This is a genomic window from Streptomyces sp. NPDC093598 (assembly GCF_044764825.1).
Classification (GTDB): Bacteria; Actinomycetota; Actinomycetes; order Streptomycetales; family Streptomycetaceae; genus Streptomyces.
In genome coordinates this window covers 44,453-67,772 of record NZ_JBIWIV010000011.1, presented here as the reverse complement: position 1 = coordinate 67,772, position 23,320 = coordinate 44,453, and the positions used below count along the sequence as shown (strand labels likewise).

The window sequence follows — 23,320 nt, the reverse complement described above, 5'->3', positions numbered from 1 at the left end:
TGGCCGGCCTCATCAGGTGCGGGTCCAGCGTTGGTTGCTGCCGTTCGAGCAGGAGTAGAGCTGGATCAGGGTGCCGTTGGCGGTGCCGCCCGCGGCGGCGTCGAGGCAGAGGCCGGACTGGACGCCGACGATGGATCCGTCGGAGTTGAGGCGCCATTTCTGGTTGTCGCCCCCCCAGCAGCTGTAGATCTGGACTTTGGTGCCGTTGCCAGCGCCTGCGGCGTCCAGGCACTTGTTGCCGTAGACCCTGAGCTCACCGGCGGCGGTGTACGTCCACTGCTGGTTGGTGCCGTTGTGGCAGTCCCACAGGTGGAGCTGGGTGCCGTCGGTGGTACTGGTGCCCGGCACGTCCAGGCAGCGGCCCGATCCGACGCCCTTGATCTGTCCGGAACCGGGAGGGGGCGTGGAGGAGCCGCCGTTGAGTGCGTTGAGGACGGCGGTGTAGGCGGGTTTCTTGCTGCCGTCGCCGTTGAACAGCAGCGGCGTGTGCTGCGGTCGCCAGGAGTCGGTGTCGCGCACGCCCCAGACGGTGATGCCGAGGCAGCGCGGGACGGCCAGGCAGTCGTTGGTCACGTTGGCGTAGGTCGAGGCCGGGGCGCCCTGGATGTCGAGTTCGGTGATGGCCACGTCGACGCCGAGGGCGGCGAAGTTCTGCAGGGTGGTGCGGAAGTTGCTGTGGTAGGGGCTGTCGTTGTTGAAGTGCGCCTGGAAGCCGACGCAGTCGATCGGCACGCCGCGCTGCTTGAAGTCCCTGACCATGGCGTACATGGCCTGGGTTTTGGCCCACGTCCAGTTCTCGACGTTGTAGTCGTTGTAGCAGAGCTTGGCGGCCGGGTCGGCGGCGCGCGCGGTGCGGAAGGCGACCTCGATCCAGTCGTTGCCGGTGCGCTGCAGGTTGGAGTCGCGCCGGGCTCCCGAACTGCCGTCGGCGAAGGCCTCGTTCACGACGTCCCACTGGGCGATCTTGCCCTTGTAGTGGCCCATCACGCCGTTGATGTGGTTGATCATCGCCTGGCGCAACGTGCTGCCGCTGAGGCTCGCCATCCAGGCCGGCTGCTGGGAGTGCCAGGCCAGGGTGTGGCCGCGCACCTGCTTGCCGTTCTGCACCGCCCAGTTGTAGACGCGGTCACCGGCGGTGAAGTTGAACTGGCCCCGCTGCGGTTCGGTGGCGTCGATCTTCATTTCGTTCTCGGCCGTCACCGAGTTGAACTCACGGCCCGCGATCGTCGTGTACGCCGAGTCGCCCAGCCTGCCCGAGGCGATGGCGGTACCGAAATAGCGGCCGCTCTGCGCCGCCGCGGCGCCGAGCGTGCTCTCTGCGGCGTGCGCGGTCGGCGGCGCGACCAGTGCGGCGACCACACCGAGGACGCCGACGACCAGCGCCAACAGCAGGCTGCGGATCTTTTGGCGGATAGCCGGTCTGGGAAGGGCATACGAGCCCATGACTGTGCCTCCAAGGTAGACATCACGGAAGGACTGAAGCGCAGGGGAATGCGTCGCCCGGCTCCCACTCGGCAGACGGACGGGGCGGGCCGGAACCCGGGCAGCACGGAATCACCGGACACCGCGGTCATGGGACCGGGACGATCTCAACCGGCACGGACGGCACCCGGTCGGCCGTCGGGTGACGTACGGCGGGCGGCAGCGCTGTTTCGACACAGGCATGGGGGCACTCCATCGCGGCTCAGCCGGGGGACCGCCGCGCGGCGTTGCGTACCTCTCCAACTGCGCGAAGAGCCAGGATGCGCTGGTGCGAACCTCACCGGAACGTGACGGGGTGGCGCAGGTGCTGTGGTGCGTTGCGCGATCTGTCGTGCAGCTGTGCGTGGGATCTGCCGTGCAGCACACATGTGCTCAGGGCCGACATGGTTCGACATCTTGAACTGCGGCCCCTCCTCAAACAGGGATGATTGAGGTATTGGCGATAGGTCGTCAACACTCCCCGCAGGAAAAGTTTCAGTTCCTCGCCCGAAACATTCGGAATCCCGATGAGTCGGGCGGTGAGCGGGGCCTGCTCGAGGGGAGGCCCCGGTGATCGCGGAGGCGATCTCCCTGCGCACAGGATCCGGGCGAGTGCCAGGGATGTCGCTGGCCTGAAGGGTCGTCAGATTCAGACAGGCGTGTGCGTGGGTGAGCTCAGTCGCAGTCGTCCGCCGAGATCCCCGGGCGCCCGGGGACTCCTTCCCCGAGGCCTGGAGTGAGGTTGGAATCTCCTGACGCCGTTCCGGAGGTCGGGAGGTCGCGGACGCTGGAGACCGGGCGGTCGGGTGCCGGCACCGTCCCCGAGATCACTCCGCTCCGGCACCAAATGGTGGCGGACTGCAGCCATTTGATGGTGTGACGTGCTTCGTTTCGCGCATAGCCCCAGCGAAACATTTCGGCATTCGTAGCGACCGTTGCGAGAGGTATTGACGCCGTTCACCGGTTCCCTATCATTCAGGTTGCCCGACATTCCGACGTCTGTTCGGGGTCGCGAACGCCGGGGTCGCTCCATCGCACAGCAAGGCATCTCCGGGGGTTCACCCTCGAACGCCGAGCGCAAGGAGTCGCGTCGCGTGCACGTGTCATGGACTCGTCAATCTCTTCCGCGCCGCCGCACGCCGGTGACCCTTACCGGCTTCGCTGCCGAGAACACCGGGCAGTACGTCCCGAAGTCGTCGGCCGGCCCCTTCGGTCCGTACACGAGGCGGCAGGTGCTCCTCGGCCTGCGCGGGCCTGTCCCCGGCGGAGGCGTCCCGCACCAGGGCGGCCTGGTCAAGACGTGCAACGGCGCCTGGCACTACCTGGTATTCGTCGACATCTGCCCCGGCGGCCGGGTGCCCGCGTCGGCCCCGGTCGCATGAACCTGGGAGGGGTGGCCCGTCGTCCCATCGGTGAACGGCGCATGGGGCACCTCCCGTCCCAGCCCGGCCATGCCGCCGCCCCGCCAGGGCATCCCCATGACCGGCGTCGACACGTTCGACGGCACGACCCTCGCAAGTCTCCACCCCGGGTGCCCATGCCGTCCGAAGGCGCCGGGCACCACCGGTCTTCCGGGAGGTTGCGAAGAACCGGGAAGTCACAAGCGGTCTGCCGTGGTGTTCGCAGGCCGCCGCACACCGCACCGCACCGACAGTCCGGACAACCTCTGACGAGGCCGACCGGAACCGCCTACTCAAGGTTGAGGAAGTCCCCATGCGCAGAGGAAGTTTCAGCCGCAGGCATCCGTCTGCGGTGCTCGCCGCCGCGGTTGCGGTCCTGGCCGCGTTGGCGGCGATGCTCGTCGCCACCCCGGCTCAGGCGGCTACCAGTGGCGCCTTGCGCGGTGTTGGTTCGAACCGGTGTCTCGATGTGCCGGGCGCCAGCCAGACCGACGGCACGTATCTGCAGATCTGGGACTGCTGGGGCGGGACCAACCAGCACTGGACGGTGACCGACAGCAATCAGCTGACCGTGTACGGCAACAAGTGCCTGGATGTTCCGGGTCACGCCACCGCGGCCGGTACCCGGGTGCAGATCTGGACGTGTTCCGGTGGTGCGAACCAGCAGTGGCGCGTCAACTCCGACGGCACGGTCGTCGGCGTGGAGTCCGGGCTGTGCCTGGAGGTTGCGGGCGCCGGTACGGCCAACGGCACAGCGGTGCAGATCGGGAGGTGCAACGGCGGCAGCAACCAGAAGTGGACCGGCCTGTCCGCGCCGCCGGGCGGCACGTGTTCTCTTCCGTCGACGTACCGGTGGACATCGACGGGTGCGCTGGCGCAGCCGGCGAACGGGTGGGCCTCCCTGAAGGACTTCACCACTGTGACGCACAACGGCAGGCACCTGGTCTACGCGTCGAACTTCTCGGGATCGGCGTACGGCTCGATGATGTTCAGTCCCTTCACGAACTGGTCGGACATGGCGTCGGCGGGTCAGACCGGCATGAACCAGGCCGCGGTGGCCCCCACACTGTTCTACTTCGCGCCCAAGAACATCTGGGTGCTGGCCTACCAGTGGGGTGCCTGGCCCTTCATCTACCGCACGTCGAGCGACCCCACCAACCCCAACGGATGGTCCGCGCCGCAGCCGCTGTTCACCGGGAGCATCTCCGGCTCCGACACCGGCCCGATCGACCAGACACTGATCGCCGACGGCCAGAACATGTACCTGTTCTTCGCCGGTGACAACGGCAAGATCTACCGCGCGAGCATGCCGATCGGGAACTTCCCGGGCAACTTCGGCTCGTCGTACACGACGATCATGAGCGACACGAAGGCCAACCTCTTCGAGGGCGTACAGGTCTACAAGGTCCAGGGCCAGAACCAGTACCTCATGATCGTCGAGGCGATGGGCGCGAACGGTGCGCGCTACTTCCGCTCGTTCACGGCCTCCAGCCTGAACGGCTCGTGGACCCCGCAGGCCGCCAGCGAGAGCACCCCCTTCGCGGGCAAGGCCAACAGCGGTGCCACCTGGACCAACGACATCAGCCACGGTGACCTGGTCCGCAACAACCCCGACCAGACCATGACCATCGACCCCTGCAACCTGCAGTTCCTCTACCAGGGCAAGTCCCCCAACGCGGGCGGCGATTACAACCGACTGCCGTGGCGGCCGGGTGTCCTCACCCTGCAACGCTGACCTTCCCGATTTCACGGTGACCGTGATGTGGTGCGGTCTGCAGGCGCGTGGGCGAGCGGTTCACAGCGTGGTCGATTCCACCAGATGACCGACACTCGCCGCCTCGAGGAACCCCAGCCGGGCGGCGGCCGGGGTTCCTCTCGCCTCGGGCGCCGTCGTCGCGGCCCAGCCCGTCGTCGGAGAGGCCGAGGGGTTCGGACCCCCCTACGGAGAGCCCGCCACCGGACGCGCCACGCCTGCCACTCTCGTCCACACCGTGACGCTCCGGATCATCCACCGCGCCCTCGGGTGACGGGGACGGCTGCTTCTGCATCGTCGACCGGAAGGAGGAGGGGATCCCTGCGGCAACTGCGACGTGTCCCGCGCGAGACCCAGGAGGCTCTTTACGAGCGCCCGGCCGTCGCCCTCGCTGCGGCGGTCGGCGTACGGCTCGAGGATCACCGTTGTCGGACGCTCGTTTGACGCTTACAAGGACGTCGTGAGGTACGGGAGTGAAATGGCGTCCCGAGAGCGTCGCCGGCCGGGTCCCGTCGGCGGGCCGGGGCGCGGTGCCGGATACCGGCGAGCGCCCGCCCCGGCCGCACCGACCACCCTGGCCGCCCCGGACGTACGGACCGTGCCGGCCTGAAGCCGTCGTCACCGGCCCACGGGATCACCGTCGGCACCGTCGTCGCGGCTGCGTAGCGTCATGTGGCCGCCGTGGTGCAGCGGAGTACCCGGCCGCAGACGGGTCACCTCGTGCCCCGTCTCCGCGTCGGCGAGGTGCACCTCGCCGTGGCCGCCCCGGCTGACGGCGATCCAGTCGGACCCCGGTGAGGCGGCCACCGCCCGGCGCTGGACGCCCTCCCAGGGGGTGCCGCCGCGACGCGGAGCGCCCTCCATGGCAGGCAGGGGAATCCGGCGGACGGTGCCGTCGGTGCCCAGGAGGACCAGTTCGTCGCCGTCGGGGTGGATGCGGGTGAAGGCGGTGTGGCACCGGGCGAGGGCCAGCCGGAAGACGAGCCCGGGGCCGAGTTCCGTGTGGAGCGTGCGGCCCGTCTCCAGGTCGTGCCGCCACGCCTGGTTGGTCCATTCCGGCCAGCGCAGCGGGTCCGGGTCGCCGCCGCGCAGCGTGCTCCACAGTGCCCGCCGACGTGTATCGAGCCGGAGGTACCAGCCGCGGGCGGGCGACCCCCAGGGGACGACCGCCTCGCTGACGAGTACGTCGCCCTTCCTCCGGGCCCGGTGCACTCCCTCGCCCGTGGCCGCGAACACGTCTCCCGTGCCGGGTACCTGCGCGTCCCCGTGTCCGTCGTCCGGCAGCGGCAGGACCGCGTGCGGTGTGAGCGGGGGGCAGCCGGGCGGAGCCGCGAGGAGGTCGGCGAACCGGTGGACGGCCAGCTCCCCGGGCTCGCGGTGCCGGAGCACGACCAGCGGATCGTCGCCGCCCAGCACCGTCACGCCCGGTTCGCCGACGCGGGTGCGTACCCGTGCCGTGTCTCCGGTGGCCAGGTCGAGCACGGTCAGCAGGTCCGACCACGGTTCGGTGTTCGCACCCAGGCCGGTGGTGACGGCCAGCCGGCGCCCGGACGGGTCGCAGGCGAGGTGCTCGGCCGGCACGGCCACGGGAACCGTGTGTTCCACGAGCGTCTCGCTGAACGGATCGAGTACCAGCAGCTCCCCTCGGCGGTCGTCGACGCAGGCCACCCGTCCGCCCGGCAGCGCCAGGAACCCGGCGTGCTCGGAGAGGTGACGGCCGGTGAGGCGTCCCACGACGGTGCCGTCCGGCACGGTCAGCACATGGACGGATCCGTCCACATGGTCGGAGACGAGCAGGACGGGTGCGGGCATGGGTCCTCCAGAAACCGGTCTGGTGAAAACGATTATCATGTATCTTCGGTGCGTTCCCGGTATCCGAGGAAGAGCGAGGGCATCGATGCTGCGCGCACCGTCGAGATTCGTCCGTGGTTGGATCACCGCAGCGGTGGTGGGTTCCGTTCTGGTCGGCTGCGGCTCGTCGTCCGAAGAACCCGCGAGTGACAAGGCCGGGCCGACGGCGAAGACGGACGTCAGGGTTGAACCCATCAAGGCGTCCACGGAGTTGACCGACACCAACGGCGTCAAGGTCTCCCTGAAGAAGGAACCCGAGCGGATCGTCTGCCTGTTCGCACTCTGCGACGACATCCTGACCGAGCTGAGCATCGTTCCGACGGCCACCAACAGCGCGTTGCTCGCCCACCCGGACTTCCTGGGGGAGGAGAAGGCCAAGGAGGTCGACGTCATCCCCGGCGGATTCATCGCCCCGGAGGTGGAGGCGATCCTCTCCCACAAGCCCGACCTCGTGATCGGCCTGGGAGACACGCACGGAAAGCTCGCCCCGGCGCTCAAGGGCGCCACGACGTTCTGGGCCATGCAGCCCGAGACGTGGGAGGACAGCGTGGGATACCTGCGCGATCTCGCCGCGCTCACCGGGCGCACCGCCGAGGGGGAGAAGGCCGAGAAGACCTTCCGGACCAAGCTCGCCGCCGCCGAGAAGGCGCCCAGCGACAAGACCGCTCTCGTCATCTACGGCAGTGACGAGAACTTCGGCGTCGCGACCCCGGAGTCCGACGTGGCCGCCAGCCTCTTCCCCAAGATCGCCGACTACCCGTGGAAGTCCCGTGGCGTGGAGGGCAGTTACAGCCTCGAAGAGATTCTCGCCCAAGACGTCGACGTGCTGTTCGTCGAGACCCTGAGCTTCGGCGACGCGGACGGCAAGCTGTCGGAGAAGCTGGCCGACAACCCTCTCTGGGGCAAGATCCCGGCGGTGAAGAACGGCGACGTCCACGAGGTGAACTCGGAGGTGTGGGCCAAGGGCCGGGGCACCCGCTCACTCGGCATCGTCCTCGACGAGGCCACGGCCGCCCTGCGGTGAGGACGCCCCTCTCGGCACCCGTCGCCTCGGGCGGACAGCGGGCGTCGCGCGGCGCGCGCAGGGGGCAGCCGCTCCTGGTGGTCGTCCTGCTGGCCGTCTCCTCGGTCTGCGCGCTCAGCCTCGGCACCCCCTACGTCCCACCGCACCGGCTGGTCGCCGCGGTACTGGACGGGGACACCACGCTCGCCGGGATCGTCGTCACCGAACTCCGCGTGCCCCGACTCGTGCTGGCGCTCGTCGCCGGAGCCTGTCTGGGTGCGGCCGGGCTCGTGCTCCAGGAGGCGCTGCGCAATCCCCTGGCGGTGCCGGAGATGCTGGGCGTGTCGTCCGGTGCCGCTCTGGGGGTGGCCGCGCCGCTGGTGCTGAGCCTGTCGCTGCCCGCCGCCGTCCAGCCGATGCTGGCCATCGGCGGGGCCGCGCTCGGCGGCGGCCTCACGCTCCTGGCCGCCGGGCTCGGCCGCAGTCCGTCCGCTGTGCTGCTGACCGGCGCCGCGGTGGCGGCCGCGTTGCAGGCCGCGCTGCTCGTCCTGATGGTCATGGCCGACCAGTTGGACCTCCAGCTCATCTACCGTTACCTACTCGGCTCCCTGTCCGCCCGGACCTGGGACGACGTGGCGGGTCTGTGGCCGTGGCTGCTCGTCGCGGCCCCCGCGCTCGTGCTGTGCGCGCCGGTGCTGTCGGTGATGCGGCTGGGCGACGAGGACGCCGAGGCGCTGGGTGTGCGCGCGCAGCGCGCCCGGCTGGCGGCACTGGCCATCGCGGTGGTGCTGATCGCCCCGGTGACGGCCGTGTGCGGGCCCGTCGCGTGGGTGGGCTTCCTCGCCCCGCACCTGGCCCGGTGGTTCAACCCCGCAGTGGGGGCGGTGCGCTGGCTTCCATGGTCCGCCGTCTGGGGCGCGGTCGCCGTGGCCGTCGCCGACCTCCCGGCTCGGCTGGCGCTGGCGCCCGTGGAGACACCGGCCGGTGCGTGGACGGCTTTGCTGGGGGTGCCGGCCGGGGTCGCGCTGATGCGGTCGGGCGGTCGCGGTCGGGCGGCCCGGCGCCGGCCGGCCGCCTCGGCCGCGGTGCGCGAGCCGCTGCCCGGGCCGGGGAAGGCGGCTTCCGGTGTCGCGGACGACATCCCTCGCGCAGAGGCGTCGGACGACGTCAGCGCAGACGCGCCCGGGCACGACGGGCTCGACGATGGCTGCCCGCCCCCTTCCGGGGCGACCGAAACGGAGGACGTACGGTGACCCGGCGATTCATGGCTCTCGCGGCACTGGCCGTCGTGTGCGCCGGTGTGGAGCTGGTGGCCGGGCGCGGCATGTCCCCGGGCGTGGCCTGGGACGTCCTGAACGGTGGCGGTGACGCGACGGAGCGCCACATCCTGTTCCAACTGCGCCTGCCCAGGCTGCTGGTGGCTCTCGTCACCGGTGCCTGCCTCGCCGTCGCGGGGCTGGTCCTGCAGTCCGCCCTGCGCAATCCCCTCGCCGGGCCGGAGGTGACGGGCGTGACCCCGGGGGCGGTGCTCGGAGCCGTCACCGCGACCGCCCTGGGGCTCGCCGGGTGGGACTCGCCCCTGGCCGTGGTCCTCGCCGCGTGCGCGGGCGGGTGTGCCGGAGCCGCGCTGCTGTGGCTGCTCGCCGGCCGCGGGCGCGGTGACCCCGCGCAGACCGCCGTGCACGGGGTGCTGGTGTCGGCGGTGCTCGGCGGGCTCACCGCCATGGTGCTCCTCGTGGAGCCGGGCGAACTCGGCAGTGTCGTCCAGTGGCTGGTGGGCACCACGGAGGGCCGGGTGTGGCAGCACTGGCACCTGCTGTGGCCGTGGGCCCTCGTCTGGGGGGTCGCGGCCTGGTTGCTGGCCGGGCCGTTGACCCTGCTGCGCTGCGGGGACGACATCGCCCTGGCCGCCGGCCTCTCGGCTCGCCCGGCCCGGACCCTGGCCCTGCTGTGCGCGGTGGCGCTGACGGCGGGTGCGGTGGCCGCCGTCGGGGCGCTGGGCTTCGTGGGACTGCTCGTTCCACACCTGGCCGTGGCCGTCTTCGGTGCGGACCTGCGGGTGAGCCTGCCCGGCGCCGCCCTGGTGGGCGCGGTGGTGGTGTGCGGGGCGGACGCGGCGGCGCAGCTGTCCTCGCGGCTGCTGGCGGGGGCGCTGGACTCCGGACGGCTCACGCTGCCGGTCGGGGCGCTCACCGCCTGCCTCGGCGCCGCGTTGCTGCTGGTCGTCGTGCGCCGCACGCCGAGCCGTACGTTCTGACGTCGAATCGAGGACAGAGCATGACCGAGTCCGTGGGGATCCACGTCGAGGGGGTCCACTTCGGCTATCCCGGGCGACCTGTACTGCGGGGCGTCGACCTGACCGTCCCGCCGGGCGAACTGACCGCCCTCATCGGGCTGAACGGCTGCGGCAAGTCGACCCTGCTGCGGCTGGCCGCCGGGCTGCTGCAGCCGGACGAAGGGCGCGTTCGCCTCGGCGGGGACGACCTCGCCCGGCTGTCCCGGCGCGCCACGGCCCGGAGGGTGGCCCTGCTGCAACAATCCGCTCCGGCCGTGCCGGGTATGACGGTGCGTCACCTCGTCCGCCAGGGGCGGTACGCGGCGCGCGGACCGCTGGGCATGCTGCGCGAGGGCGACGACCCCGTCGTGCACCGGGCGCTGCGGGACGTCGGGGTGGAGGAGTGGGCCGACCGTGACGTCGACGCGCTGTCCGGAGGCGAGCGGCAGCGGGTCCGGCTGGCGATGGCGCTCGCCCAGGACACGCGCGTCCTGCTGCTCGACGAGCCGACCACCTACCTGGATCTGCACCACCAGCTCGACGTGCTGCAGACGGTGGTCCGCCTGCGCCAGGAACGCGGGCTCACCGTGGTGATGGTGCTGCACGACCTGGCCCACGCGGCCCGGTTCGCCGAACGTGTCGTCGCCCTGCGCGACGGCCGTGTGGTGGCCGACGGAGCACCGGGCGAGGTGGTGACCCCGAGGTTGCTGGCGGACGTGCTGAAGGTGGCGGGACGGGTCGGCCGGGACCCCGAGGGAGGCTGGCCGGTGTGTTACCCAGATCACCCTCTCCCAGATCTAGAATATGAAAATCAGATTCATTAACGTGTGTCACGGCGCTCACTCGAACGCCGTAACTCCCGGATGTACAAGGAGAGTTCATGGACAACGAGCAGATCTTCACGCCGATCGCCGACCAGGGCCAGCTGGCCCACGCCTCGGCCTCCCACTCCAACGCGCTCGTCGAGAACCCCTTCGACGACAACGAGGAGTAAGCGAGGGTCCGGCCACCCTCGACCGTGGGCCCGCCCGTTGCCTTCCGGGCGGGCCCACGCCCATCCCCCACCTTCCGTCAGGAGGATCGCCGTGTCCCGCAGCCGACTCGTCCCCGGTGTGGAGGTCGTCGCCGTGCCCGGGCGAGGGCTCGCCGTCCGGACCCAGGAAGGGGAGTTCTTCAGTGTCAGGACAGGGAGTGCCGACGAAGACGTTCTGCTCTCCCGGCTCACCGGCGTGACGACGGGCTCGGTGGGCGAGGGACTCGATCGTGTGGTGCGGGCGTTCGAGGAGGCAGGCTATCTGGCGGAAGGGCCGCAGGACTCGCGTTGGCCCGCCGCTCGCCGGGACATCCGGATCCTCGGCGACCCGGTACTGACCGAACCGCTCGCCGCGCAGCTGGCCGCCTTGGGCGCGCGGCCTCTCACGACTGAGACCGTCAGCGCCTCGGCCGGATCACCGGTGGGCGTCGAGGACCTGCTCGACGGAGAGCCCTCCGCGGTCGTGTGGTGCCACGACGGACCCGTGCCGGACGGGCTGTGGGACGCCGCCGACACCCTGCCCGACCACGGCGTCGCGTGGCTGCGCTGCCACCGCGAGGGCTGGCAGGCGTACGTCGAGCCGGTGGCCGCCGCTCCCGGAGACGTCACCTCGGCGCACGTCCGATCCCGCCGGCTCGCCGCCACCCCAGCCCACCGCGAACTGGCCGCGTACTGGAGCGGATCTCGTACCTCCGGCGCGCCGGTCCGGCTCTCCCCGCCCGCCGCCACGCTGCTCGCGGCGCTGCTCGCGGACGATCTCGGCCGGTGGGCCACCGGCGCCTCGCACACGGCCGGCCTCCCGGCCCGTCGCCGGCTCCGCCGCGTGGACCTGCGCACGCTGACGGTCACCGAGCACCCCGTCCTCCCGGTGCCCGTCGTCGCACCGATGCCGAAGAAGGACGGATGACAGCGCTCGACGCGACCGTGGAGGAACTCGCCACCGACGTGCTCCTCCCGGCCGGCGACGGCCCCTTCCCGGCCGTCCTGGTGCGCACTCCCTACGACCGGACCCGGCACCGGGCCGAGGCGCGCGGCTGGGCCCGCCGCGGATTCGCCGCCGTCGTCCAGGACGTGCGCGGCCGGTTCGCGTCACCGGGGGAGTGGCACCCCTACGCGAACGAAGCCGCCGACGGCGCGGCGGCCGTCCGCTGGATCCGGCGCCAGCCGTGGAGCGACGGCCGGCTGGTGGCCGTCGGCGCCTCCTACGCGGCCCACTGCGCCCTCGTCCTCGCCCTCGACGTGCCCGAGGACGCCCGGCCCGACGCCGTTCTCGCGGCCGTACCCGCCCTCGGCCTGGCGGAGACTGCACGCGAGGCGTCCGGTGTGGAGCGGCTGCTGTCCCGCGCCGGGTGGTGGGCCGCCCACGGTGACCGACCGGACTCGGACGAGAGCGCGCTGGGCAAGGCCCTCACGGCGGACCCCGGTCTCCTCACCCACCTGCCGCTCACCGGCCTCCCCGAACGGCTGGGCCGCGGGCTGCCCTCCTGGGCGGGCCTGTGGCGGCAGCGCGACCGCGGACGCCTGATCGCGCGGGCGGCGCACGCCGCCGTGCCCCTGCTCGCGGTGGGCGGCCATCACGACCACTTCACCGAGGACACCGTCGCACTGTGGCACGCCTGGGGCGGACCCTCGGCGCGGCTGCTGCTGGGCCCCTGGGGCCACGGCCTCGGTTCCACACCCGGCCCCGACGCCGGCCCGGCCCACCGGGTGAACCTCGGCGAGCTGTACGTGCGCTGGACCCGCCGCGCCCTGGCCGGTGAACTGGCCCCCGGCCGCCGTGGCTCACAGGCGCTGGGCGGATCCGATCTGTGGCTGCCCGCCGGTACGGAGGGCGAACCGCGTACCCGACGGCCGCGGCTGCTGCACGGGGCCGCTTTCACCGCCGATCCCGGCCGGCCCGTCCGCTCCGACGACCTGACCGTCCCCGCTGACGGCCCGTCCGACCGCTGCCTGCTGGTCACCCCGCCGCTCCCGCGTCCGCTCGACGTGGTCGGCCCCGTGAGCGTGCACCTGAGGGCCACGGCCCACACGCCGTCCGCCGACTGGGCCGCTCGGCTGGTCGCCCTCACACCGGAAGGGGTCGCCGAGAGACTCGCCGTCGGAGTCGTCCGGCGCGACGAACGGGCAGGCCGCGAGGCCGCGTTCACCGTCCGCCTCGGCCGGATCGCGCGTCGGCTGAGCGCCGGCATCCGGCTGCGCCTGGAGATCGCCGGACACCATTTCCCGGCCCACGCCCGCAACCCGCACACCGGGGAGGACCCGGTGACAGCCGGCAGGCTGCACGTCTCCCGGCGCGAGATCGATCCGGACAGCGTGGTGCTGAGCCTGCCCGTGCTCCCGTTCCGCCCCACCCCCGTCGACCCCGCGGAGGAGATCCTGAGATGACGACGCTGTCGCTGGAAGCACTCGTCGACCCCGTCTGCGGCATCGTCCGCAAGGTCGAGCCCGTCGAGCACCCCACGGGTGCCCCGCCCCGCTACACCGCGCTCACGGCCGAGATATCCGACGCCCGCCGACACGGCCTGTGGCCCGCCGACCGGGTTTCCCTCGGCACCACCTTCGGCGACCCCGGCCAAGCCCGTGTCGCCGCGATAGCCGAGGGGGTGGAGCGGTACTGCGGCAACCGCGTCCCGCCGCCCGGCCACTCCGACGCCCCTGTGCGGGCCACCGCCACCGAACTGGCCGACAAGGGCCTGCGGCTCTACGGCCCGGGGGACCTGCCCGCGTACGCCGACTGGCAGTACGCCCGGGAGAAGTTCCCGTACCGCCCCCTCACCCCCGACACCCCGGCCCTGTGGACGCGCGGCACCGAACTGCTGCCCGACGGAGGGACGACGGAGGTCTGGGCGCCCGTCGCGCTCACCCACCTCAACTGGCGCCAGGGTGACCTGCGCGAGCTGCCCCGCACCCACCACCTCAACTACGCCGGGATCGCCACGGGACAGGGTCTCGACGACGCCGTCGAACGCGGCCTGCTGGAGATCGTCGAACGCGACGCCCTGGAACTGTGGTGGCATCTGGACGGCCCGGCCCGCGGCATCGACCCGGCGAGCGTGCCCGGCCTCGCCGAGGACCTCGCCGGTTCCGCGTTCGACGTCCACATCGTCGAGATGTACTCGGAGTTCGCCCCCTGCATGGCCGCGCTGGTGCACGACCCGCGCCTCGGCCTGTACGCAGCCGGGTTCGCCTGCAAGTACGACCCGGCCGAAGCCGCCCGCAAGGCCGTCCTGGAAGCCGTCCACACCTGGGTCTTCACCCAGGGCCTGACCGATCCCGGCGGCTGGGTGTTCCAGGCCGTCGAGGCCGGGCTGCTCGCCCGCGGGCTGTACCTGGATCACCGGGCCGACGGCCGCTATCTCGACGTGTGCGGCGAGCAGTTCGAGCACGTGAGGGACCTGGGCGCCCATGTGCAGGTGTGGCTGGACGAGAGGATGGCCGCCGAGGCCGGGCGGTTCACCGAGCCGGCGCTCGGGACCGTGTCCCTCGACGAGGTCGAACGCGGCAGCCGGCAGCGGCTGGACCGCACGCTGCACGCGGGCGGCCACCGTGTCATGACCTTCGACCTCACCACGGAGGACGTGGCCGAGACCCCCCTGCGCGTCGCCCGGGTGCTCGTCTCCGGGCTGCTGCCCAACGCCCCGGCCGCCTTCGGCTACTTCGGCTGCCCGCGCCTCGCCGAGGCCGCCGTCGCCCGAGGGTGGCGCACGAGCCCGCCGAGCGCGCCGGAGGACTTCACTCTGGCGCCTCCGCCGCACATGTGAGGGCCGCACCCGTGGAAGACCCCTGCGCAGGCCGCCCGGTGGACCTCGTCACCGCCCTCGCTCGCGCGCGCTCCCCGGAGCCACCCGGACCCGACACATCCGCCGGGGGAGCGGTCCGGTCCTGGCCCGGACCGCCGCGCCCCTTCCCGCCGGCCGGCCCTGCCGACCTCGACCTGGCGGCCCTGCTGCGCCACTCGCTGTCCGCGGCGGACGACTCCGGACGCCTCAGGCCCGTGTCCTCCGCCGGTGCACTGCACCCGGTGGACGCCGAACTGTACGTGGGTGCGGGCTGCTCCCTGCCGCCGGGCCGCTACGGCTACGACCCGCTGCGCCACCGCGTCCACCGCCTCGGCCGGCAACCCGAGGACACGCCGCCCGGCGTGACCGCCGAACTCACCGTCACCGCACGGCGCACGGTCTCCCACTACGGCCACCGCGCCTGGCCGCTGCTGCTGCTGGACACCGGGCACGCCGCCGCGGCCCTGTTCCTCGCGGCCCGCGCGCTGGGCACGGACCAGCCCGAGGTACGGCTGGACGGTCTCGCCGAGAGCCCCCTGGCCACCGTGCACGTCCCGCCACCCGGCAGGCGGGGCGGCCCGGCGCACCAGGAGGGCGGGCGGGCCCAAGACCCGGACGGCGGCGCCCGGGTCCCGGACCCGCCGGGGGGCAGGCCCACCCCCACCGAACTGCTGGCGCGCCGCAGTACCTCACCGCCTCTGCCGGGCGCCCCGTCCCAGGACGCGTTGCTGGCGGTCCTCACCACCGCGGAACGGGCGGGCACCGGCGCGCTGGGCGAGGTCCTCACCACCGCCGCACGGCCGGGCGGCGGCGACCTGCGCTGGTGCGCCGCGGTGGGCCCGCCACGACCCGCCCTGATGGCGCTGTCCGCCGACGGCACGACCCTGCGGCGGCACGCGGCGGGAGAGGCCCGCCCGACGCTCGCGGCCTGGGCCGCGGGCCAGGCGTGGATCGCGGACGCGGGCGCCGTCCTGCTCGCCCACGGCTGCCCCGCGGACGCCGACGCCGCGCACATCCGCCGTGTCCACCTGCGGGCGGGCTTCGCCGTCCACCTGGCCCATGTCACCGCCCTGCGCCACGGGCTGGGGGCCCGGCCCGTCGGCTCGTGGCAGCAGGCGGACCTCGGCGCCGCCCTCGGCACCGCCCCGGGCCGGGACTGGGTCGTCCACGGACTGGCCCTCGGCACCCGCCACGCCGACGAGGAGAACACCACATGATCATCCACCCCGAGCTGCGCCGCGCCGCCGGGGGCGCCCGGCGTCCCCTGCTCGCGTCCACCGTCCTGCTGGGCGCCGTCACCCTGACCCACCTGGCGCAGGCCGTACTGCTGGCCCTCGCGCTCGCCCATCTGGCCCGCGGCGACACCGGCTCGCTTCCGTGGCTGCTGGCCGCGGTGCTCGCCGTCGTCGCCGCCCGCGCCGGGCTCGCCCTGTGGCAGCGGCGCACCGCCACCCGAGCCGGGGCCCGGGTCAGGGTGGCTCTGCGCGACGAACTCCTCACCCACCTGGGCCGGCTGGGGCCCGCCCACCTGACCAACGCGAGGACCGGAGCCGTCCGCACCACCCTCGTCGACGGGGTGGAGGGCGTCGACGCCTACGTCTCCCGCTACCTGCCCCAGCTGCTGATCACCCTCACCGTGCCGCCCCTGGTACTGGCCGCCCTGGCCGTGGTCGAACCGCGGGCACTCCTCGGCCTCGTCCCCGCCCTGCTGCTGGCCCTGGCCGGTCCGCGCGCCTGGGACCGGCTCCTGGCCGCCCGCGGCAAGGAGCACTGGGACACCTACGAAGGGCTCGGCGCCGACTACCTGGAGGCACTCCAGGGCATGCCCGCCCTGCGTGCCGCCGGGGCCGTCGGACGCACCCGCGCACGCCTGGAGGAGCGGTCCGAAGCGCTGCACCGGGCGACCGTCGCCAAACTGCGGGTGTCCCTGGTCGACACCGCCATCACCGACCTCGCCATCCAGGGCGGCACCGCGGCGGCCGCGCTCCTGGCGTGCTGGTCGGCCGTCACCGGATCCACCACGGCGACCGGCACCTATCTGGTGCTGCTGCTGGCCTCCGAGTGCTTCCGGCCGGTCCGCGACCTGGCCCGCGAATGGCATGCCGGATACCTGGGCGTGTCGGCCGCGGACGGCCTCGCGGCCCTGCGCACCGCCGAGCCGGCCGTCCCCGACAGCGGAGAGGCCCCCGCCCACTGGACGACCCCGCCCGAAGTGCGCTTCGACGACGTCCGGTTCGCCTATGACGGCACACCTGCGCCCGCCCTCGACGGCGTCTCCTTCAGCGCGCAGGCGGGACGGACGACGGCGATCGTCGGCCCTTCCGGCGCGGGCAAATCCACGCTGCTGGCCCTGCTCCTGCGCCACCACGACCCCCAGGAGGGCAGGATCACGCTCGGCGGGCGCCCCACGACCGAGTACACGCTCGACTCGCTGCGGCAGGGCATCGCCGTCGTGTCGCAGGAGACGTACCTCTTTCACGCCAGCATCGCCGACAACCTGCGCCTGGCCCGGCCCGGCGCCACGGACGAGGACCTGACCCGGGCGGCACGCGTCGCCGGAGTCCACGACGAGATAGCCGCCCTCCCCGACGGCTATGACACCGTCCTCGGTGAGCGCGGCGCCACCCTCTCGGGCGGCCAGCGCCAGCGTCTTGCCCTCGCGCGCGCCCTGCTCGCGGACGCCCCGGTGCTGGTTCTGGACGAGGCCACCAGCGCGGTCGACGAACGCCGCGAAGCGGACATCATCCGGGACTTGACCAGCGCCGCGAGCGGCCGGACCGTTCTGGTGGTCGCCCACCGGCTCGCCGCCGTCCGGCACGCCGACCGCATCGTCGTCCTCGACGAAGGACGGGTGGACGCCGTCGGCGAGCATGCCGGCCTGGTCGAGGCCGGCGGCGTCTACGCGCGGCTCGTCGACGCCGGCCGCGCCCACCGAGGAGAACTCGCCGCATGAGCACCGCCACCGCCACCACCGCCCCCTCCGAAGCGGACGTACCCGCGCGAGGCGCACTGCGGGCCCTCCTGCCCGCCCTCGCCGCACACCGCGCCATGACGGCCCGCACCTGCGCCGCCGCCCTCCTCGAACAGGGCTCCCTCGTCGCACTGCTCACCCTGGCCGCGCACACCGTGGGTACCGCCGTCATCGAAGGGCGAGCCCCTTCGGCCGCCACCGTCACCGCACTCGTGGCCCTGGTCCTCGTCCGTGCCCTGACGACCTGGCGGGAGATGGACCTCTCGCACGACCTGGCCTACCGGGTGCTGGCCGTACTGCGGGTGCGCGTCTTCGACGGACTCGCCCGCAGCGCGCCCGCCCGCATCGCGGGGCGGCGCAGCGGCGACCTCGCCGCCACCGCCATGGCCGACGTGGAGGCGCTGGAATTCTTCTACGCCCACACCACCGCCCAACTGCTGGCGTCGGCAACGGTGTTCACCGGTGGCTCCCTGGTCCTCGCCGTGGTGGAACCGTGGCTGCTGGTGGCCGTACTCCCGGTCGCGGCCCTGCTCGCCGCGGCGCCCTTCGCCGACGCGCGCGGGCGCGCGGCACGCGGCGGCCGCACCCGGGCGGCCGCGGCGAGGCTGTCCGCCGACACGGTGGAGACCGTCGACGGGCTGCGCGAACTGCTCGCCTTCGGCCGGCTCGCGGAACGCCGCCGCACGCTGGCGAAGCGGGGACGGCAGGTGGGCGACGCCCAGCGCGCCGAGGCCACCTGGGAGGCGGTCGCCGCATCGGTCCGCGACCTGCTCATCGTGGCCGCCGTCCTCGGCGTGGTCACCGCGGCGGCGCAGTCCGTGACCTCCGGACGGCTGCACGGCGCATGGGCCCCGGCGGCGATGGCCCTGGCCCTGTCCGTCCTCGGTCCGGTCGCGGAGTCGGCCCGCGCCCTGAGCCAGGCCGTGGCACTGCGCGCCGCGGCCGCCCGCGTCGGCGCGGCCGTCAAGGCCCCCGCCCTCGCCCCGCCGCCCCCCGCTCCCCGCCCTCTGCCGCCCGGTCCGTTGGGTGTCCGGCTGCACGGCGTGCGGTTCGACTACGGTGGACAGCCCGTGCTGGACGGCGTCGACCTGACCGTCCCCCCGGGCCGGACACTCGCCCTGGTCGGTGTCTCGGGAGCCGGCAAGTCGACCTGCGCCCACCTCCTGGCCCGGTTCTGGGACCCTTCCCAGGGAACGGTCCAGCTGGTGCCCGCCGAGGGCGACCCCGTGGACATCCGGGACGTGAGCGACCCCGAACTGCGCAGGGCGGTCGTCCTCGTGGGACAGGAGACACCCCTCTTCCACGGCACCCTCGCCCAGAATTTGCGGCTCGCCGCACCCGAAGCGGACGACGACCTGCTCGCCACGACAGCGCGCCGGTGCGGCGTCGACCGGATCGCCGCGATGGACACCCTCGTCGGGGAGCGCGGCGCGACCCTCTCGGGAGGACAGCGGGCCCGCATAGCCCTCGCCCGCGCGCTGCTGGTACGCCCGCGCGTCCTCGTCCTCGACGAGTCCACCGCCCACCTGGACAACACCGGCGACGCCCAGCTCGCCGCCGCGCTGCGGGAGGAGGGCCGCACCACGATCGTCATCGCCCACCGGCCGGCCACCATCCGCCGTGCCGACCGCATCGCCGTCCTGGAGAAGGGCCGCATCACGGAAGAGGGAACCTGGGAGGACCTCACCAGCCGCCCCGGCAGCGCGCTCAACCGCGTACTCACCACCCCCTCCTGAGCGCGGGACGTCGCCCCGGGGCCCCGGGCAGGGGGAGGCTCAAGGGCGCGTGCACCTGGAAGACGACGCGCAGGGGCCGCCCGCCTTCGGCACCGTCCGTGCCCGCCCCGCCGGTACTCCACGACACGTTCACGCAGGCTGCCAGATTTTGGCCAGGGCCCCAGGGGTGAGGACCTGCTCGGGCGGCCCCTGCCCGACCAGCCGTCCGTCGCTGAGGAGCAGGCAGGCGTCGGCCGAGCGGGCGGCCTCCAGGTCGTGCGTGGCCTGGACGACGGTCGTGCCGTCGGCGACCAGGTCCGTCAGAAGGGTCGTGATCCGTTCCCGGGCCTCGGGGTCGAGTCCGGTGGTCGGCTCGTCCAGGAGGAGCAGGTCTGACTGCTGGGCCAGGCCCTGGGCGATCAGGACACGCTGGCGCTGACCACCGGAGAGCTCGCCGAGCTGGCGGGCTGCCAGGTCGGCGACGCCCAGTCGCTCCAGGGCGGAGTCGACCACCGCCCGGTCGTGGCGGGTGAGACGCCGCCACAGCCCCCGCTCGCCCCAGCGGCCCATCTCCACGGTCTGCCGCGCGGTGAGGGGAAGTGCGTCGCCGACGGCGCCGCGCTGCGGGACGAAAGCCGGCGGACGGCCCTCGGCGTACCGGAGCTGTCCGGATGTGGCCTCGATCACGCCGGCGAGGACGCCGAGCAGCGTGGACTTCCCGCTGCCGTTCGGCCCGACGAGCGCAGTCGTGGCCAACGCCGGTATCCCAGCCGTGAGTTGGTGGAGAACGGGCCTTCCCGGATAGCCCGCGTCCAGGCCGGTCATGCGAACGCGCTGATCGGCCGCCTCGGTTTCGGGAGGCCCCGGGCGGTGTTTTTTGAACATGGTTGTCATTGTAGTCTCGTCGTATGGAGTGGTTGACGGCCCCTTTCGAGGTGGCCTTTGTGCAGCGTGCCCTGTGGGCCGGGATTCTGGTGTCGGCGATCTGTGCCCTCGCGGGGACGTGGGTCGTGCTGAGGGGGATGGCCTTCCTCGGTGACGCCATGTCCCACGGCCTGCTGCCGGGTGTCGCGGTCGCCGCGCTGCTGGGGGGCAACCTGCTGGTGGGCGCGGTGGTGAGCGCCGCCGTCATGACGGCGGGTGTCACCGCTCTCGGCCGCACTCCGAGGCTGTCCCAGGACACCGGTATCGGCCTGCTGTTCGTCGGCATGCTGTCGCTCGGCGTCATCATCGTGTCGCGCTCGCAGTCCTTCGCCGTGGACCTCACCGGGTTCCTCTTCGGCGATGTCCTCGCGGTACGCGAGAGTGACCTGGCCCTCCTCGGGGTGGCGCTGCTGCTGGCACTGGCCGTCTCGGTGCTCGGTCACCGCGCCTTCCTGGCGCTGGCGTTCGACGAGCGCAAGGCCAAGACGCTCGGCCTGCGTCCCCGGGCGGCGCACGCCGTGCTGCTCGGTCTGCTGGCCCTGGCCATCGTCGCCTCCTTCCACATCGTGGGAACGCTGCTCGTCCTCGGCCTGCTCATCGCCCCACCGGCGGCTGCCCTGCCCTGGGTGCGCGGCGTGCGCGGCGTCATGGTCCTCGCCGCGGTCCTCGGCGCGACCGCCACCTTCGGCGGCCTGCTGCTCTCGTGGCATCTGAGCACCGCGGCCGGCGCGACCGTGTCGGCCCTCGCCGTCAGTCTCTTCTTCCTGTCCCACCTGGCGTCCGGGATCCGCCACCGGCGCCGCGCGGATCTCCCCCGCTCCGCCGGCATCCCCGCGTACGCCCCCACGACCCGACCGAACGAAACCTGAGGCGATCTCCTTGTTCGTCCGAAGAAACGTCACATCCCTGGCGCCGGCACTCCTGTCCGCGGTCCTGCTGACCGGGGGTTGCGCCGGCCAGGACGGTGATCCCGAGACCGCATCGGGAAGTGCTTCCTCCTCACCCACCCCCCACGGGTACGTCGAAGGCGCCACCGAGGCGGCCGAGCAGCAGTCCCGGCTTCTCCTCGGTGACCGCGCCACCGGCGAGACCCGCGTACTGGACCTGATCACCGGTGAGGTTCACCGGACGGCACGCAGAACGGGGGTCACCGAACTCACCACGGACGGCCGCTTCGGCTACTTCCACGGCACCGACAGCACACACGTCCTCGACAGCGGCGCGTGGATGGTCGACCACGGGGACCACGTGCACTACTACCGCGCGAAGATCCAGGAGGTGGGCGAACTCCCCGGCGGCACCGGTACGAGCGTCCGCAGCGACGCGGGTGTGACCGTGGTGACCGGCGCGGACGGGAAGGCGGGTGTCCACTCTCGCGCCGACCTGGAGAAGGGCGAGACAGGCACCCCCCTCGGGCTTCCCGGCACCTACGAAGCAGCCGTGGTCCCGTACGCGGAACACCTGATCGCTCTCACGCGGGACGGTGACAGCCCCGCGCAGGTCGTGGTGCTCGACCGGTCGGGCAAGCGCGTCGCCTCTGTGGAGTCCGAGTGCGAAGACCCGAAGGGTGACGCGGTCACCCGGCGGGGGATCGTGCTCGGCTGCGCCGACGGCGCCCTGCTCGTCCACGAGGACGACGGCGCCTTCCGCGCCGAGAAGATCCCGTACGGCGAGGACGTGCCGAAGACGGAGCGGGCCGCGGAGTTCCGGCACCGTCCGGGCAGCAGCACGCTCACCGCGCCCGCGGGGAAGGACGCCGTCTGGGTCCTGGACGTGACCGAGCGTGCCTGGACCCGGGTGGAGACCGGCCCCGTGATCGCCGCGAACACCGCGGGCGAGGGTTCGCCGCTGGTCGTCCTGGAGAACGACGGGGCCCTCCACGGCTACGACATATCCAGCGGCAAGCAGACCGCGGTCACCGACCCCCTGCTGGAGGACGTCTCCGAGGAGGCCACCGGCGAAACGGCGGCACCGGTGATCGAGGTCGACCGGAGCCGGGCCTACCTCAACGACCCGTCAGGCAAGCGCGTGTACGAGATCGACTACAACGACAGCCTCCGTGTCGCCCGCACGTTCGACCTGGACGTCCGGCCGTCCCTGATGGTGGAGACGGGCCGATGAGCGTGCGAGTGGGAACGGCGCGGGTGCGCGCCCTGGTGCTGACCCTCGTCAGCTTCTTCGTCCTCGCCGGCACGGTGACCGGTTGCGCGGGCGGCGACGACGACCGGCCCCGGGTCGTGGTGACGACCAACATCCTCGGTGACATCACCCAGGAGATCGTCGGGGACGATGCGGACGTCAGCGTCCTGATGAAGCCCAACGCCGACCCGCACTCCTTCGGCCTGTCGGCCGTGCAGGCCGCCGAGCTGGAGAACGCGGATCTGGTCGTCTACAACGGGCTCGGGCTGGAGGAGAACGTACTGCGGCACGTGGAGGCGGCCCGCGAGTCGGGTGTGGCCACCTTCGCGGCCGGCGAGGCGGCCGACCCGCTCTCCTTCCACCCGGGGGACGAGGGCGGTCCGGCGGACGGGGCCGGAGAGCCCGACCCGCACTTCTGGACCGACCCCGACCGGGTGCGCAAGGTGGCCGGCCTGATCGCCGACCAGATCGTCGAGCACGTCGGGGGCGTGGACGAGAAGGCCGTCCGGGACAACGCCGAGCGCTACGACGGACAACTCGCGGACCTCACCGCCTGGATGGAGAAGTCCTTCGCCGCCATCCCCGAGGACCGGCGCGCCCTGGTGACCAACCACCACGTCTTCGGATACCTCGCCGACCGCTTCGGCTTCCGCGTGATCGGTGCGGTCATCCCCAGCGGCACGACCCTCGCCTCGCCCAGCTCCTCCGACCTGCGCTCCCTGACCCGGGCCATGGAGCAGGCCAAGGTGCGCACCGTCTTCGCCGACTCCTCCCAGCCCACCCGGCTGGCGGAGGTCCTGCGCCAGGAGATGGGCGGCGACGTGGACGTCGTCTCGCTGTACTCCGAGTCGCTGACCGAGAAGGGCAAGGGCGCCGGCACATACCTGGAAATGATGCGCGCCAACACCTCGGCCATGGCCGAGGGCCTCACCGGCGCCTGATGAACCCACCCCGCGACCCGGCGGACCGAACGCCGGCCGCTCCACCCCCGAAACCCGCCCCGACCGGGGCCGGAG

Annotated in this window: 18 protein-coding genes and 1 pseudogene; 16 read left to right on the top strand and 3 right to left on the bottom strand. The window is 72.8% G+C overall.

The genetic code is table 11. From position 1 onward, the window contains the following. Positions 1–12: 12 nt before the first annotated feature. Positions 13–1,443 carry an endo-1,4-beta-xylanase gene (locus tag ACIRDU_RS27435; RefSeq protein ID WP_403583944.1) on the bottom strand — a complete coding sequence of 477 codons (1,431 nt, stop codon included), beginning with the start codon at positions 1,441–1,443 and terminating at the stop codon, positions 13–15. A 1,193-nt stretch (positions 1,444–2,636) separates the two neighbouring features. On the opposite strand from ACIRDU_RS27435, the pseudogene ACIRDU_RS27430 reads away from it, so the two are divergent. Together ACIRDU_RS27430 and ACIRDU_RS27425 are read left to right on the top strand one after the other, a co-directional pair. Beyond that, positions 2,637–2,975: pseudogene (locus ACIRDU_RS27430) on the top strand (xylosidase); the annotation flags it as partial. 199 nt (positions 2,976–3,174) lie between these two features. Continuing rightward, on the top strand, positions 3,175–4,596 hold the full coding sequence (locus ACIRDU_RS27425) for a non-reducing end alpha-L-arabinofuranosidase family hydrolase (protein WP_403583942.1): 1,422 nt from the start codon (positions 3,175–3,177) through the stop codon (positions 4,594–4,596). A gap of 636 nt (positions 4,597–5,232) precedes the next feature. Here the strand turns inward: ACIRDU_RS27425 and ACIRDU_RS27420 are convergent. Then, complete coding sequence (locus ACIRDU_RS27420) at positions 5,233–6,426, bottom strand: YncE family protein (protein WP_403583939.1); 1,194 nt, start codon at positions 6,424–6,426, stop codon at positions 5,233–5,235. Positions 6,427–6,511: 85 nt separating this feature from the next. Between ACIRDU_RS27420 and ACIRDU_RS27415 the strand changes: the two genes are divergently transcribed. The 11 genes from ACIRDU_RS27415 to ACIRDU_RS27365 all read left to right on the top strand — a co-directional run bounded on the left by ACIRDU_RS27415 (position 6,512) and on the right by ACIRDU_RS27365 (position 19,262). Next, positions 6,512–7,489: an ABC transporter substrate-binding protein gene (locus tag ACIRDU_RS27415; protein ID WP_403583937.1), complete on the top strand. Its 978-nt coding sequence runs from the start codon at positions 6,512–6,514 to the stop codon at positions 7,487–7,489. 77 nt (positions 7,490–7,566) lie between these two features. Next, positions 7,567–8,721, top strand: coding sequence for a FecCD family ABC transporter permease (locus ACIRDU_RS27410; RefSeq protein WP_403584238.1), 1,155 nt, complete (start codon positions 7,567–7,569; stop codon positions 8,719–8,721). A gap of 11 nt (positions 8,722–8,732) precedes the next feature. After that, positions 8,733–9,725, top strand: a complete 993-nt coding sequence (locus tag ACIRDU_RS27405) for a FecCD family ABC transporter permease (protein WP_403583935.1) — start codon at positions 8,733–8,735, stop codon at positions 9,723–9,725. A gap of 20 nt (positions 9,726–9,745) precedes the next feature. After that, complete coding sequence (locus tag ACIRDU_RS27400; RefSeq protein ID WP_403583932.1) at positions 9,746–10,567, top strand: ABC transporter ATP-binding protein; 822 nt, start codon at positions 9,746–9,748, stop codon at positions 10,565–10,567. Between the two features lie 56 nt (positions 10,568–10,623). Beyond that, on the top strand, positions 10,624–10,737 hold the full coding sequence (amiA, locus tag ACIRDU_RS27395; protein WP_240797855.1) for a streptamidine family RiPP: 114 nt from the start codon (positions 10,624–10,626) through the stop codon (positions 10,735–10,737). 91 nt (positions 10,738–10,828) lie between these two features. Further along, on the top strand, positions 10,829–11,683 hold the full coding sequence (locus ACIRDU_RS27390) for a hypothetical protein (RefSeq protein ID WP_403583929.1): 855 nt from the start codon (positions 10,829–10,831) through the stop codon (positions 11,681–11,683). Beyond that, entirely contained in the window at positions 11,680–13,161 is a 1,482-nt protein-coding gene (locus ACIRDU_RS27385; protein ID WP_403583927.1) for a CocE/NonD family hydrolase, read from the top strand. The genes ACIRDU_RS27390 and ACIRDU_RS27385 overlap by 4 nt, the downstream gene beginning before the upstream one ends. Further along, positions 13,158–14,537, top strand: a complete 1,380-nt coding sequence (locus ACIRDU_RS27380) for a YcaO-like family protein (protein WP_403583925.1) — start codon at positions 13,158–13,160, stop codon at positions 14,535–14,537. Before ACIRDU_RS27385 ends, ACIRDU_RS27380 begins: the two co-directional genes overlap by 4 nt. Before the next feature lie 11 nt (positions 14,538–14,548). Continuing rightward, positions 14,549–15,772, top strand: a complete 1,224-nt coding sequence (locus ACIRDU_RS27375) for a SagB/ThcOx family dehydrogenase (RefSeq protein ID WP_403583922.1) — start codon at positions 14,549–14,551, stop codon at positions 15,770–15,772. Then, positions 15,769–17,508, top strand: a complete 1,740-nt coding sequence (locus tag ACIRDU_RS27370; RefSeq protein ID WP_403583920.1) for an ABC transporter ATP-binding protein/permease — start codon at positions 15,769–15,771, stop codon at positions 17,506–17,508. Before ACIRDU_RS27375 ends, ACIRDU_RS27370 begins: the two co-directional genes overlap by 4 nt. Continuing rightward, complete coding sequence (locus tag ACIRDU_RS27365; protein ID WP_403583917.1) at positions 17,505–19,262, top strand: ABC transporter ATP-binding protein; 1,758 nt, start codon at positions 17,505–17,507, stop codon at positions 19,260–19,262. The genes ACIRDU_RS27370 and ACIRDU_RS27365 overlap by 4 nt, the downstream gene beginning before the upstream one ends. 129 nt (positions 19,263–19,391) lie before the next feature. On the opposite strand, the gene aztA is transcribed toward ACIRDU_RS27365, so the two are convergent. Next, the gene (gene aztA, locus ACIRDU_RS27360) at positions 19,392–20,135 is read right to left on the bottom strand and encodes a zinc ABC transporter ATP-binding protein AztA (RefSeq protein ID WP_403583914.1); all 744 of its coding nucleotides are present in this window, start codon (positions 20,133–20,135) and stop codon (positions 19,392–19,394) included. A 14-nt stretch (positions 20,136–20,149) separates the two neighbouring features. Between aztA and aztB the strand changes: the two genes are divergently transcribed. From aztB to aztC, 3 genes are read left to right on the top strand one after another with little or no spacing between them, the layout of a single operon-like run. Continuing rightward, entirely contained in the window at positions 20,150–21,034 is an 885-nt protein-coding gene (aztB, locus tag ACIRDU_RS27355; protein ID WP_403583912.1) for a zinc ABC transporter permease AztB, read from the top strand. A gap of 10 nt (positions 21,035–21,044) precedes the next feature. After that, positions 21,045–22,286, top strand: a complete 1,242-nt coding sequence (locus ACIRDU_RS27350) for a hypothetical protein (protein ID WP_403583909.1) — start codon at positions 21,045–21,047, stop codon at positions 22,284–22,286. Further along, positions 22,283–23,245 carry a zinc ABC transporter substrate-binding protein AztC gene (gene aztC / locus ACIRDU_RS27345; protein ID WP_403583907.1) on the top strand — a complete coding sequence of 321 codons (963 nt, stop codon included), beginning with the start codon at positions 22,283–22,285 and terminating at the stop codon, positions 23,243–23,245. The genes ACIRDU_RS27350 and aztC overlap by 4 nt, the downstream gene beginning before the upstream one ends. Positions 23,246–23,320: the final 75 nt, after the last annotated feature.

Bases quoted from the DNA above. Each gene is read 5' to 3' on its own strand.
- ACIRDU_RS27435 (WP_403583944.1), bottom strand. From the start codon at position 1,443: ATGGGCTCGTATGCCCTTCCCAGACCGGCTATCCGCCAAAAGATCCGC.
- ACIRDU_RS27425 (WP_403583942.1), top strand. From the start codon at position 3,175: ATGCGCAGAGGAAGTTTCAGCCGCAGGCATCCGTCTGCGGTGCTCGCC.
- ACIRDU_RS27420 (WP_403583939.1), bottom strand. From the start codon at position 6,426: ATGCCCGCACCCGTCCTGCTCGTCTCCGACCATGTGGACGGATCCGTC.
- ACIRDU_RS27415 (WP_403583937.1), top strand. From the start codon at position 6,512: ATGCTGCGCGCACCGTCGAGATTCGTCCGTGGTTGGATCACCGCAGCG.
- ACIRDU_RS27405 (WP_403583935.1), top strand. From the start codon at position 8,733: ATGGCTCTCGCGGCACTGGCCGTCGTGTGCGCCGGTGTGGAGCTGGTG.
- ACIRDU_RS27400 (WP_403583932.1), top strand. From the start codon at position 9,746: ATGACCGAGTCCGTGGGGATCCACGTCGAGGGGGTCCACTTCGGCTAT.
- amiA (WP_240797855.1), top strand. From the start codon at position 10,624: ATGGACAACGAGCAGATCTTCACGCCGATCGCCGACCAGGGCCAGCTG.
- ACIRDU_RS27385 (WP_403583927.1), top strand. From the start codon at position 11,680: ATGACAGCGCTCGACGCGACCGTGGAGGAACTCGCCACCGACGTGCTC.
- ACIRDU_RS27380 (WP_403583925.1), top strand. From the start codon at position 13,158: ATGACGACGCTGTCGCTGGAAGCACTCGTCGACCCCGTCTGCGGCATC.
- ACIRDU_RS27370 (WP_403583920.1), top strand. From the start codon at position 15,769: ATGATCATCCACCCCGAGCTGCGCCGCGCCGCCGGGGGCGCCCGGCGT.
- ACIRDU_RS27365 (WP_403583917.1), top strand. From the start codon at position 17,505: ATGAGCACCGCCACCGCCACCACCGCCCCCTCCGAAGCGGACGTACCC.
- aztA (WP_403583914.1), bottom strand. From the start codon at position 20,135: ATGACAACCATGTTCAAAAAACACCGCCCGGGGCCTCCCGAAACCGAG.
- aztB (WP_403583912.1), top strand. From the start codon at position 20,150: ATGGAGTGGTTGACGGCCCCTTTCGAGGTGGCCTTTGTGCAGCGTGCC.
- aztC (WP_403583907.1), top strand. From the start codon at position 22,283: ATGAGCGTGCGAGTGGGAACGGCGCGGGTGCGCGCCCTGGTGCTGACC.